This window comes from Curtobacterium sp. PhB172 (genome assembly GCF_003752545.1).
Classification (GTDB): Bacteria; Actinomycetota; Actinomycetes; order Actinomycetales; family Microbacteriaceae; genus Curtobacterium.
Genome location: NZ_RKIF01000008.1, coordinates 353,723 through 365,817, shown reverse-complemented (window position 1 = coordinate 365,817; position 12,095 = coordinate 353,723). Strand labels below are relative to the sequence as shown.

Genomic DNA, 12,095 nt, shown 5'->3' with positions numbered 1-12,095 from the left:
ACGGCAGGCACGCACACACACCGACCGCGACCGCGGTCGGCCAACGATCTCGATCAGGGAGTACGAACATGAACAAGTACGTCTCGAGAGGGCTCTGGTTCGCCCTCTTCGTCGGCGGCCTCACGCTCGGAGGGGCGGCAGCGGCGAACGCTGCCACGACCTCCGGGGCGGACGGCGCCGTGTCCGGAACCCAGGTGGTTCCCTCGGTGGACGCTCCGGTGTCCCTCACCGGCAACGCCCTCGGGGTGCTCGGCGACGCGGTGACGTCGGCGACCTCGCCTGCCGCGGATCCTGCGGCTCCTGCAGCCCCAGCGGCCGCTCCGGCGCCCGCTCCGGTGCCGGCGCCGGCGCCGGCTCCTGCTCCAGCGCCTGCGCCTGCTCCAGCGCCTGCGCCTGCGCCTGCGCCGACGACCTCGGGCGCCGACGGCACGGCCTCCGGCACCCAGGTGGCGCCGGCCGTGACCGCCCCGGTCTCCGTCGGTGGCAACGCCGTCGCCGTCGGTGGCGACGCGGTGTCGACCCCGGCTGCTGCTCCGGCCGCGGCGGCACCCGCCCCGGCGCAACAGGCCGCTCCCACCGCTCCCACACCGGTCACCTCGGGCGAGGACGGCACGGTCTCGGGGACCCAGGTCGCCCCGGTCGTGTCGGTCCCGGTGACGGTGTCCGGCAACGGCATCGCAGTCCTCGGGGACGGCGCGGCTGCCGTGTCCGGCCCGGCGGCGACGCCGGCACCGGCCGCTCCGGCCACGACCGCACCGGCCACGACCGCGCCGAGCACGTCCGGCGACGACGGGCTGCTCTCGGGCACGCAGGTCGGCGGACTGGTCGACGTCCCGGTCACGATCGGCGGCAACGGCATCGGGCTGCTCGGTGACGGCACCTCGGCGGGCACGACGACCGCTGCGGGGACCGGCACGGCTGCCGGTCCGGCTCCGGCTGCCGGTGGCACGACGGACGGGTCGAGCGGGACTGCCTCGGGCACCCAGGTGTCCCCGGTGGTCGCGGTCCCGATCACGGTCGGTGGGAACGGCATCGGCGTCGTCGGCGACGGCACCGCCACCACCCCGGGCACCGGCACCACCCCGGGCAGCACGACCCCGTCGACCGGAGGCTCGACCTCCGGCGACGACGGTCTGCTCTCCGGCACCCAGGTGGTCCCGGTGATCAGCCTGCCGGTCACGATCGGTGGGAACGGCCTCGGCGTCCTCGGTGACGGCACCGCCGCCACCCCGGGCAGCGGCACCACGCCCGGCGACGGCACGGACCCGGGCACGGACCCCGGCACGGACCCGGGCACTGACCCCGGCACGGACCCCGGAACCGACCCGGGCACGACGCCCGGTGACGGGACGGACTCGGGCACGATCCCCGGTGACGGCACGGACGCCGGGAACGGCACCACGCCCGGCGTCGTGACCACCCCGGCCGGCGCCACCGGTGCGGACGGGCCGACCCGGGCCTCCGCGACGGGCGTGGTGACCACCGCGGTCGCCGCGACCAGCGGGATCCCGGCCGTCGCGCAGACGGCGGCGGACACGGTCGCCAGCGGTGACGGCGCGACCGAGCTCGCCTTCACGGGAGGGACCTCGCCGGTCGTCCCCCTCGGGTTGGCGCTCCTGCTGCTCCTCGCCGGAGCGGGGACCCTGGTGCTGCGCACGCGGCACTGACACGAACGGGGGACGAGGGGCACCGCACCTGCGGTGCCCCTCGTCCCCCTGCCCGCGGCTGGGAGGATCCCGCCAGGCCGCTGTGACCGGACGGTGGCGAACCTGTGTGCAGCCGAAGCGCCTCGACGGCTGGCCAGCAGCGGGGTGACGCCACGATGAGACCGTGTTCCACGACCTGCTGCGCCTCTCCGTCACCAGCCGCGACGTCCTCGTCCCCGTGGACGTCCTCGCGGTGCTGCTCACCGCCTGGGTCGTCACGGCCCCCTTGCTCCGACGCACCCGTGCGCACCCCGTTCGGGCCGTGCTCATCCGGCTCGCGGCGTTGCTCGTCGGCGCCGGAGCCGGGCTCGTCGCGGTCTGGTGGACGGGCGACGTCCAGGACCTGTTCGGCGTCGCGTTCACCCCGGTCACCCGGATGTGGATCGCCTTCGCGTTCGCCGCGGTCGCCCTGCTGCTCGTCGTCCTCGTGCAGGGCGGCTGGACGCTGCGGGTGGTCGCCGTCGGTGCGGCCGCCGCGGTCGCGCTGTCGGCCGGTCTCGGGGTGAACGTGGACTTCGGCTTCTACAAGGACCTCGAGCAGGCGGTCGCGACGAACCCGTACGCGACGCGGTCCCTCGCCGTCCAGCAACACGGTGCGCACGACGGGGCGGTGGTCGACGCCGCGCGCTGGCGGGCTCCGGCGCGCATGCCGCGCGAGGGCGAGACCCTGAGCGTCCGGATCCCCGGCACGGTGTCGCACTTCCGCGCCCGGAAGGCCGTGGTGTGGCTGCCGCCGGCCGCCCGGGTCGCCCACCCGCCGACCCTCCCCGTCCTCGTGGCGCTCTCCGGCCAGCCCGGGCAGCCGGCGGACATGTTCCAGACCGGTGATCTCGGCCGGTACCTTGAGCGCTATGCCGACGCCCACCACGGTCTCGCCCCGATCGTCGTCTCCCCGGACCAGCTCGGTGCTCCTGAGCCCAACCCGATGTGCGTCGACTCCCGGCGCCTCGGCCGGAGCGCGACGTACGTGATGACGGACACGGTGCGGTGGATCCGGGAGCACCTGCCGGTCGCGACGGCGCCGAGCGCGTGGGGGATCGTCGGGTTCTCCCAGGGGGCGACCTGCGCGATGCAGTTCTCGACCGCGCACCCGGACGTGTTCGGGTCCGCGCTGGCGATCTCGAGCGAGGCCGGACCGCGGAACGGCACGGTCCAGAACACGATCGCCCTGGGCTTCGGCGGGTCGGCTGCCGCGTACCGCGCAGCGTCGCCGAGCGCGATCATGACCGCGCACGGCCGGTACGGCGACCACCTGACGGTCTTCGGGTTCGGCCAGGACGACGCTCCGTACCGGGCGTCCACCCATGCCCTCCGAGCGGTCGCCGAACGCGTCGGGATGCAGGCACCGCTCGTGGTGTCACCGGGCTCCGCGCACGACTGGAACACCGTGCGGTACGTCCTGGCACACGGTCTGCCGACGGTCATCGCACACCTCGGGCTCCCCGCGACGACGGGCGCCCTGTGATCCGCACCGCGCGGGGCTGGCGCGGACCACTGCGGGCGGTCCGTCGCCACCCGGTGACGGCCGCGATCGTCGTCCTCGTGCTCGCCACCTCGGCCGCCGCGGTCGTCCTCCGCGTGCTGCACGGCGGCGGACCGGTGTCGTACGGCCCGTTCCGGGTGTTCGCGGTGTCGACCGGGGTCGTCGCCCTGCTCGTCACGCTGGCCGGGGTGGTGGTCCTCGTCGGTGCGGCCGAGCGGCTGATGGGGTCGTGGCGGACCGTCCTCGCGTTCGTGGTGACGACGACGGTCGGCACCGGGATCGGCGCGCTCAGCGCCTTCGTCGACTCCGACGGGCGCGACGTCGGGTCCTTGCTGCTCGGTCGTGCGACGAGCTTCGACCCGTGGACCGCGATCGTCGGGACGATCGTCACCGCGAGCGCCTTCGCCGGACCCCTGTGGCGACGCCGGATCCGGGTGAACGCGCTCGCCGTGGTGGCTGCGCTGCTGCTGTACGCCGGACACGCCTCGGACCTCTACGCCGTGCTGGCCGCCGGTGCCGGCTGGCTGCTCGGCGAGCTGCTCCGTCGGACGCCCAAGCGCAGCGGCTGGGTACGGAGCTCCCACCGCGAGACCCGGGTGCTGCTCGGCACCGTCGTGCTGGTGTCCGCCGTCGGCCCCGTCATCGCGCTGGTCTCGCGCGCACGGGTCGGCATCCTCGCGCCGATCGCCGCGGTGGTGGGCGCCGGTCCGGTCACGCCGGTGCACGGGTGCCGCGCCGACGGGGTCGCGGGGGAGTGCCTCCGCGCGCTGCTCGCGTACCGCGCGACCGACCCGTGGAGCCTCGTCCTCGCTGCCGCACCGCTCCTCGTGCTCGTCGTCGGCGGCCTCGGCCTGTTCCGCGGCAGCCGGTTCGCTGTGTGGCTCGTGGTCGTGGTCGACGTCGTCACGGCGGTCGCTGCGGCAGTCACGTACGGCGCGGTGCCGGGACGGATCGAGCAACTGCGCGGGCCGGAGGACCGGTTCGTCGTCGACGTGTCCATCGCCGCGTCGATCGTCGTCCCGCTCGCGACCGCCGTGGTGCTCGTGCTGCTCCGACGGTCGTTCACCGTGTTGCCGTCACGCCGACGGGTCGTCACCTTCGCGGTGACGGTCCTCGCCGCCGCGGGCGTCGTCGTGACCGCGGTCCTGGTCACGGCCGCCTCGTCGCCGCAGCACGTCGAGGACCCCCTGCGCCTGGCCGTGGCCGCGCTCGGTCCGATCGCGCCGGTGACGTTCTGGGACCGGCTCCCGTCGCTGCACCCGATGCTGCGCGTCGTGATCGGTCTGGCCGGTCCGCTGCTCTGGTTCGTCATCGCCTTCGCAGCCGTCCGGCCGACGGGGGCGGTCGAGCCCGATGCGGACGGTGACCGGACCCACGGCGACCGTGAACGCGCCAGGGCGCTCCTCGAGGCCGGCGGCGGTGACGCGTTCGGGTGGATGACGACCTGGCAGGGCAACGCGTACTGGTTCGCCGCGGACGGCCGTGCCGGTGTCGCCTTCCGCCGGAACGGCCGGGTCGCGGTGACGGTCGGCGGTCCGTTCGGCTGGCCGGACGCCCGCGCCGACGCCATGACGGCGTTCGCGCGGTGGTGCGACGACGTGGGCTGGACGGCCGTCTTCTACGGCATCGGCACGGACACCGCCGACACCCTCACCGCCCAGGGGTGGAGCACGCTGCCGGTCGCCGAGGACGCGGACCTCGACCCGAGGGTCTGGACGACGAGCGGCAAGCGCAAGCAGGACGTCCGGACGGCGGTGAACAAGGCGAAGCGCGACGGCACGACGGCCACCTGGTCGTCCTGGCAGGAGCTGCCGGGCTCGACCACGCGGCAGATCGAGGCGATCTCCGAGGAGTGGGTGTCCGAGCGGGACCTGCCGGAGATGGGCTTCACGCTCGGCGGCGTCGACGAGATGCGCGACCCGGCGGTCCGCGTCCTCGTCGCGCAGGACGCCGCGGGCACGGTGCTCGCCGTCACCAGCTGGCTCCCCAGCCACCGCGCGGGCCGCGTCGTCGGGTGGACGCTCGACGTCATGCGCCGGACCGGTGCCGCCCCGAACGGCGTGATGGAGTTCCTCGTCGCCAGCGCCGCGGAGCGGATGCGCGAGGACGGTGTCGAGCGGCTCAGCCTGTCGGCGGCGCCGCTCGCACAGGCGGGTGAGAACGCTGCGCCGAGCGATGGCGTGCAGAGCCTGCTGGACCTCGTCGGGGGCGTCCTCGAACCGGTCTACGGGTTCCGCTCGCTGCTCCGGTTCAAGCAGAAGTTCGGCCCGGAGCTGCACCCGCTCGTCCTCGCCTACCCCGACCCGGTCGCGCTGCCGTCGATCGGCCTCGCGGTCGTCCGGGCGTACCTGCCGGACCTGTCGCTGCGGCAGGCGGTCGCGCTCGCGCGCGGACGCGGCTGACCCGGCATGGTCGGCGGGGCCGGTGCGGTGGACGCGACCGGGCGGCGGACGGGAGGCGCGGTGCGGGCCCGCCACGGGCCTCCCGGTCGTGCGCCGCGTCGCCCCGTTACGTGCCCCGCGCCGACCCGACGCGTCCGTCACCGGTCTGGGGTATCGTTCCGACTACGCAAGCGCTCCGGGGTCGGTGCAATTCCGAACCGGTGGTGACAGTCCACGAACTGATGACGGGTGCGAACCCGGCAGAGGTTGACTCGGTGAAACTCCGGGACCGACGGTGAGAGTCCGGATGGGAGGCGCGCTGGCGGACGAGACGACCCACCCTGCGTGGGACGACCCGTCCGTCGATGCCGACGATCGTCGAACACCCCCGGAGTCCCGTTGAGAGGACACCAGTGTTCACCGGCATCATCGAGGAACTCGGCACCGTCACCGCCGTCGAGCAGCACGGCGACTCCGTCGCGCTCACCGTCCGCGGGCCGATCGTGGTCGCGGACGCCAGCCACGGCGACTCCATCGCCACCAGCGGCGTCTGCCTGACCGTCGTCGAGCAGACTCCCGACTCCTTCACCGCCTTCGTCATGAAGCAGACGCTCGACATGAGCGCGCACGGAGCGTTGCGGGTGGGCGACCGCCTGAACCTCGAGCGCGCGGCGTCGGTCGGCGACCGCCTCGGCGGCCACATCGTGCAGGGCCACATCGACGGCACCGCCACCGTGCTCGAGACCGCGGACGGCGACGGCTGGCGCCGGGTGCGGTTCTCGCTCGCGCCGGCGCTCAGCCCGCTCGTCGTCGACAAGGGATCGATCGCGCTCGACGGCGTCTCGCTCACCGTCAGCGCCGTCTCACCCGAGGACACCGCGCCGGACGCCGCCTGGTTCGAGGTCAGCCTGATCCCGGAGACGCTCGAGGCGACCACCCTCGGCTTGCGCGTGCCGGGCGACCGGGTGAACGTCGAGACCGACGTGCTCGCGCGGCACGTGCGCCGGATGCTGCGGCTCGACGCCGCCGTCGGCTCGCTCGAGACCGTCGGACCGCTCGAGACCGTCGGATCGGAGGCCCGGTGATGGTCGCCGCGGTCCCGCAGACCCTCGGCTCGTCGAGCATCGAGGCCGCGATCGCGTCGATCGCGACCGGCCGCCCGGTGATCGTCGTCGACGACGAGGACCGCGAGAACGAGGGTGACGTCATCCTGTCCGCCGAGCTCGCGACGCCGGAGTGGATCGCCTGGACCGTGGCGCACTCGTCAGGGTTCATCTGCGCGCCCGTCAGCACCGAGATCGCCGACGCCCTCGACCTGCCGCCGATGGTCCAGCACAACGAGGACGTCCGTGGCACCGCGTACACCGTCACCGTCGACGCAGCCGTCGGGGTCACCACGGGCATCAGCGCCCACGACCGAGCGCGCACGCTGCGGGTCCTCGCCGACCCGACCTCCGTGCGCGACGACCTGCACCGCCCCGGCCACGTCGTCCCCCTGCGGGCACGACCGGGCGGGGTCCGCGAGCGTGCGGGGCACACCGAAGCCGCGATCGAGCTCGTCACCGCAGCCGGGCTCCGGCCCGCCGCGGCGATCTGCGAGATCGTCGACGAGGACGGCAGCATGATGCGGCTGCCGGCGCTCGTCGCACTCGGGGCGCGCGAGGGCGTGCCCGTCATCACCATCGCCGCGCTCGTCGAGTGGCTGGACGCGGCAGACCGGACGGCGGCAGCAACTGCCCTGTCCACGGAAGGAACAGCACGATGAGCGGAGCAGGCGCGGCGGACCGCGACCACGTCGACGGCACCGGGATCCGGGTGGCCATCGTCGCCGGGCAGTGGCACGACACGATCGCGGCGGGCCTCCTCGCCGGGGCGCAGCGCGAGGTCGAACGGCTCGGCGCCACCGCGTCGGTGTTCCCGGTCCCGGGGAGCTTCGAGCTGCCCGTCGTCGCGAAGACCGCCCTCGAGGCCGGGTTCGACGCCGCGGTCGCGCTCGGCGTGATCATCCGCGGCGGCACCCCGCACTTCGAGTACGTGTCCGACGCCGCCACGAGTGGGCTCACCCGCGTGGCGATCGACACCGGCAAGCCCGTCGGGTTCGGCGTGCTCACCCTGGACGACGAGCAGCAGGGCATCGACCGGGCCGGGCTGCCCGGCTCGAAGGAGGACAAGGGCGCCGAGGCCGTGCACGCCGCGGTCGCGACCGCGGTGATGCTGCGCTCGTTGCGCGTGCTCGCGTAGCGCGGCTGGTTCCCACGGCGCCCGCACGCAGAACGGCCCCGCACCTCGAGAGGTGCGGGGCCGTTCTGCGTGGCGGAGTGGTTACCGCTTGCCGAACACGTGGATCGGCAGGAAGAAGGAGAGGGTCATCAGGATGAGGCCACCCATGAAGATGAACGCCTGGCCCGAGTCGACCTGGAACGCGAACCCGAACAGGTACATCGACACCAGCAGCAGCAGGATCGAGAAAACAGCGGCGATGACGCGGCCCACGGGATACCTCCGGGTGTCGACGAGTGGAACGTCGCCAAGTCTATCCCCAGGAACGGGGATGGTCGTTCACGCGCCGGGCTTCGTCGCGATCAGCCGGTCCACGACGGCGAGGAGCGCCTCCATGTCGACGGTGCTGCGCTTCGGTCGACCGTCGCTCGCGGCACCGAGGGAGGCCTGGTGGTACAGGCCGTCGCCGAGGAGTTTGACCGCCTGGGCGGTGGGCTCGTCGTGCAGCGCGTCGACGAGGGTCACGAGCCAGGCGTTCTCGGTGTCGTCGAGGGTCCGGCCCGCTTCTTCGTAGCCGGCCTGCTGCAGGCGGCTCGCGGCGAGGAGTGCGAGGTCGAGCTCGCTGCCGACGAACAGGCAGTTGCGGACGAAGTAGCGGGCGGCGCCGTCCTCGGCCTCGGCCATGCGCTCGACGTCGATCGCGGACAGGTCGGAGAGTCGCTCGCACAGCCCCTCGACCAGGGCCGCCTTGGAGCCGAAGTGGTACAGCAGCCCGCCCTTGGAGACACCGGCGCGGGCGGCGACGGCGTCGAGCGTCGCGGGACGTTCGCCGTCTTCGCACACGATGGCGACGAAGCTGTCGAGGACGCGGTCGCGGGCACTGGCCATGGGCACGAGTCTAGGAGGAGTTGTGCACGAGCAGGTGCAGGCGTCGCGGGCCGTCCCGCGACGCCTGCACCCTGCCGGTCGGGGCGCTCGGCGCGTCAGCCCTTCAGCGCTCCTGCGGCGATGTTGGCGATGAAGTGGCGCGAGCCGATGATGAACACGCCGATGAGCGGGAAGACGCTGATCACGGCGCCGGCCATCACCGCCCCGAGGTCGGTCGCGTTCACCGAGCTCAGTCCGGCCAGGGCGACCTGCAGGGTCTGCCCCTTCGGGTCGATGAGGACGATGAGCGGCCAGACGTAGTCGTTCCAGGCGGTGATGAAGGTGAAGATGCCGAGGAACGCGAGCCCGCCGCGGAGCATCGGGACCGCCACCGACCACCAGGTGCGGAAGAACCCCGCTCCGTCCACCCGGGCCGAGTCGATCACCTCGTTCGGGATCGACGAGGTGGCGAACTGCCGGAGCAGGAAGATGCCGAACGCGTTCGCCGCCCCCGGGATGATGAGCGCCTGCAGACCACCGATCCACCCGAGGTTCGCCATGAGCACGAAGCTCGGCACCAGCGACAGGCTGCCCGGCACCAGGAACGTGGCGAGCATGACGGTGAACAGTGTGCGCTTGAACGGGAACTCGTACTTCGCGAAGGCGAACGCGGCGAGCGAGTCGAACAGCATGACCAGGACGGCGGTGCTGCCGGCCACGAGCACGGTGTTCAGGAGTGCCCGCAGCATGTCCACGTTGCTGAACACGGACGCCACGTTCGCGAGGGCGTTGTCCCCGAACCAGAGCGACGGCGGGTAGCCGAAGATCTCGGCGTTCGTCGACGTCGACATCACGAGCAGCCACCAGAACGGGAAGATCGACAGCAGCACCCCGATGATCAGGCAGAGGTGCGTGACGGCGGTCCCGAGCCAGCCGCGGCGGAACCCGCGGCCACGGTCGTTCCCCGCGGCGCCCGGTCGCCCGAGTGCTGCAGCGGTGTTGGTCGTCGTCGTGGTCGGTGTCGCGGTCATGCGTCGACCCCCTTCGTGCTGGTGCGGACCGTGCGGGCCACGCGGAGTCGTCGTGGGGTCTTCAGGCCGTCGCGTTCACTGAGCAGACGCCAGTTGATGATCGCGAACACCACGGAGAACAGGAACAGCACCCAGGCGATCGCCGAGCCGTACCCGAAGTCGAACTGGTTGAACGCCTGCTCGTACTGGTAGAGCACGATCGTCATGCCGGCCTCGTCGGGGCCGCCCACCGCTTGTCCGTTGAACAGGATCTGCGGCTCCGTGAAGAGCCCGAGCCCACCGATCGTCGACGTGATGAGGGTGAACAGGATCACCGGGCGCAGCAGCGGCACGGTGATGCGCGAGAAGATCTGCCACGCGTTCGCGCCGTCCACCTTCGCGGCGTCGTACAACTCGGTCGAGATGGACTGCAGTCCGGCCAGGTAGATGATCGCGTTGTAGCCCGTCCAGCGCCAGATCACCATCACCGAGATGGTGACCTTGATGCCCCAGTACGACGACAGCCACCCGACCGGGTCCGCACCGAGTGCGCGCAGTGCCGCGTTCACCAGGCCGAAGCCGTCGGAGAACACCGAGCCGAACACGATCGCCATCGCGACCATGCTCGTGACGTTCGGCACGAAGAAAGCGACGCGGTAGAAGCCCTTCGCCCGGATGTTGCCGTGCAGCAGGAACGCGAGCACGAGCGCGAGGAACAGCATCGGGATCGTCGACATGACCCAGATGAGGAACGTGTTGCCGACGGCGTTCCAGAACCGCGGGTCGCCGAGCAGGTACTGGTACTGGGCCAGACCGACGAACGCGGGGGAGCCGACCCCGTCCCAGTCGGTGAACGACAGCACGATCGAGAACACGATCGGGAACAGCCCGAACACCAGGAAGAGCACGTAGAACGGCGCGATCGCGACGTACTGCGGCCAGAACCGGCGGAGCCCGTACCGCTTGCCGGTCGCTGCGGTGGTGATGGAGGACGTCGGGGTCCCGACGACCGCGGGGATGCTCGTGGTCGGTGGTGCTTGCTTGGTGCTCATGCGCGGACCCCCCGCTTGTCGAGGACCCGGTTGGTCTGGTCGACGGCGTCCTGCCAGGCGCGGTCCGGGTCCTTGCCCCCGGCCTCGACGTTCGTGATCTCGGTCGCGAACGCACCGATGAACCGTTCGGAGTTCGAGATGTACGTCACCGGGACGTCCATCGCCGAGGCGTTGAAGAACGCCAGCGGGTCCTGGTCGCCGAAGTAGTCGCCGGGCTTCCGCATGATCCCGTTGTCGAACGACGCCGGGGTGGAGGGGAACAGCTGGATGTCGTTGTACGTGTGCGACTGCACCTCGGGCGAGGTGATCCACTGCGCGAACGCGGCGGCCGCGGCCGGGTCCTTCGAGGTCTTCGGGACGGCGAGGAACGACCCGCCGCTGTTGCCCGGGCGATCCGGTTGCCGGGCGACCCGCCACGTGCCGGCGGCGTCCGGAGCGGTGTCGTGGATGACCTGCGTCCACCACGCGCCCTCGATCTGTCCTGCGACCCGGCCGGACACCCACCCGGCGTTCTGGTCGGTGCCGGACTGCAGGTTGCCGGTGAGGCCGGAACGGACGCAGGCGACGGCGTTCTCCCACGCCTGCCGCACCGAGCTGTCGTCCTGCTCGAAGACCGGCTGGTCGTCACGGTCGAAGTACCGCGTGGGGCTGGCGTAGATGTACTGGTTGAAGAGCTGGTTGGCGGTGATGACCGTCGCGGCGTCCGCACCCTTCCGGATCTTCGCGCCGAAGGAGCGGAACCCGTCCCACGTCGCGATCGCGTCCGAGACCTCGTCCGGGTCGGTCGGCAGCCCGGCCTTCGCCAGGACGTCCTGCCGGTAGAAGAAGCCGGTCGGTCCGGTGTCGACGGGCCAGAAGCACTGCCGGCCGCTCGGCGTCCGGCCGAGCGCGCTCTTCCAGTCGTAGTACTCGTCCCGCTTCGCCGCGCCGCCGTGGTCGTCGAAGTCGGTGAACAGGTCTTCGTCGGGGAAGTACAGCCAGCAGTTCGAGTTGACCATCAGCACGTCGGGGATGAACGCGTTGCCGGCGAGTGCCGTCCGGAACTTGGTGTCGTACGAGGCACCGCCGATCAGGTCGGGGCGGAGCCGCTTGGACCCCTGCCCGGCGATCCCCCCGGCGGCCTGCCGCAGGAACTTCGGGTCGAGCGACCGGTTCCAGTACCAGAGGACGAGTTCGTCAGGGTCCCTGGAGATGGCGGTGCTCGTGGAGCACCCGGCCAACAAGGCGGTGGTGGCGAGGGCTCCGAGGGCACCTGCGCCGGCGAGGAACCCCCGCCTGCTGAGACTGATCGATGGAGATGACGTCACGAAACTACCTGCTCTCGTCGTTGAGATCGGGTTGGACACAGCGATACCGGGTCCCCGGAGCGTTCGACC

At 72.2% G+C, this 12,095-nt stretch carries 11 protein-coding genes and 1 riboswitch; of the genes, 6 read left to right on the top strand and 5 right to left on the bottom strand.

The features are described 5' to 3' along the window. Nucleotides 1-68: 68 nt before the first annotated feature. The 6 genes from EDF42_RS11420 to ribH all read left to right on the top strand — a co-directional run bounded on the left by EDF42_RS11420 (nucleotide 69) and on the right by ribH (nucleotide 7,811). The gene (locus EDF42_RS11420) at nucleotides 69-1,667 is read left to right on the top strand and encodes a hypothetical protein (protein ID WP_123672385.1); all 1,599 of its coding nucleotides are present in this window, start codon (nucleotides 69-71) and stop codon (nucleotides 1,665-1,667) included. A 163-nt stretch (nucleotides 1,668-1,830) separates the two neighbouring features. Then, a complete protein-coding gene (locus tag EDF42_RS11415; protein ID WP_260235402.1) occupies nucleotides 1,831-3,171 on the top strand; it encodes an esterase family protein in 1,341 nt (446 codons plus the stop codon). Then, on the top strand, nucleotides 3,168-5,591 hold the full coding sequence (locus EDF42_RS11410) for a bifunctional lysylphosphatidylglycerol flippase/synthetase MprF (RefSeq protein WP_123672384.1): 2,424 nt from the start codon (nucleotides 3,168-3,170) through the stop codon (nucleotides 5,589-5,591). The genes EDF42_RS11415 and EDF42_RS11410 overlap by 4 nt, the downstream gene beginning before the upstream one ends. Before the next feature lie 167 nt (nucleotides 5,592-5,758). After that, nucleotides 5,759-5,893, top strand: a riboswitch (FMN riboswitch). Between the two features lie 90 nt (nucleotides 5,894-5,983). After that, nucleotides 5,984-6,655, top strand: a complete 672-nt coding sequence (locus EDF42_RS11405; protein ID WP_123672383.1) for a riboflavin synthase — start codon at nucleotides 5,984-5,986, stop codon at nucleotides 6,653-6,655. Next, complete coding sequence (gene ribB, locus EDF42_RS11400) at nucleotides 6,655-7,335, top strand: 3,4-dihydroxy-2-butanone-4-phosphate synthase (RefSeq protein WP_123672382.1); 681 nt, start codon at nucleotides 6,655-6,657, stop codon at nucleotides 7,333-7,335. Before EDF42_RS11405 ends, ribB begins: the two co-directional genes overlap by 1 nt. Further along, complete coding sequence (gene ribH, locus EDF42_RS11395) at nucleotides 7,332-7,811, top strand: 6,7-dimethyl-8-ribityllumazine synthase (protein ID WP_123338824.1); 480 nt, start codon at nucleotides 7,332-7,334, stop codon at nucleotides 7,809-7,811. The genes ribB and ribH overlap by 4 nt, the downstream gene beginning before the upstream one ends. Before the next feature lie 81 nt (nucleotides 7,812-7,892). Here ribH and EDF42_RS18985 read toward each other — a convergent pair whose 3' ends face one another. The 5 genes from EDF42_RS18985 to EDF42_RS11375 all read right to left on the bottom strand — a co-directional run bounded on the left by EDF42_RS18985 (nucleotide 7,893) and on the right by EDF42_RS11375 (nucleotide 12,026). Beyond that, nucleotides 7,893-8,063, bottom strand: a complete 171-nt coding sequence (locus tag EDF42_RS18985; RefSeq protein WP_159574085.1) for a hypothetical protein — start codon at nucleotides 8,061-8,063, stop codon at nucleotides 7,893-7,895. 66 nt (nucleotides 8,064-8,129) lie between these two features. Then, a complete protein-coding gene (locus EDF42_RS11390) occupies nucleotides 8,130-8,678 on the bottom strand; it encodes a TetR/AcrR family transcriptional regulator (RefSeq protein ID WP_123292071.1) in 549 nt (182 codons plus the stop codon). Between the two features lie 95 nt (nucleotides 8,679-8,773). Continuing rightward, nucleotides 8,774-9,688, bottom strand: coding sequence for a carbohydrate ABC transporter permease (locus EDF42_RS11385; RefSeq protein WP_123292072.1), 915 nt, complete (start codon nucleotides 9,686-9,688; stop codon nucleotides 8,774-8,776). Beyond that, a complete protein-coding gene (locus tag EDF42_RS11380; protein ID WP_111084305.1) occupies nucleotides 9,685-10,719 on the bottom strand; it encodes a carbohydrate ABC transporter permease in 1,035 nt (344 codons plus the stop codon). Before EDF42_RS11380 ends, EDF42_RS11385 begins: the two co-directional genes overlap by 4 nt. Continuing rightward, entirely contained in the window at nucleotides 10,716-12,026 is a 1,311-nt protein-coding gene (locus tag EDF42_RS11375) for an ABC transporter substrate-binding protein (RefSeq protein WP_260235400.1), read from the bottom strand. The genes EDF42_RS11380 and EDF42_RS11375 overlap by 4 nt, the downstream gene beginning before the upstream one ends. Nucleotides 12,027-12,095 lie beyond the last annotated feature (69 nt).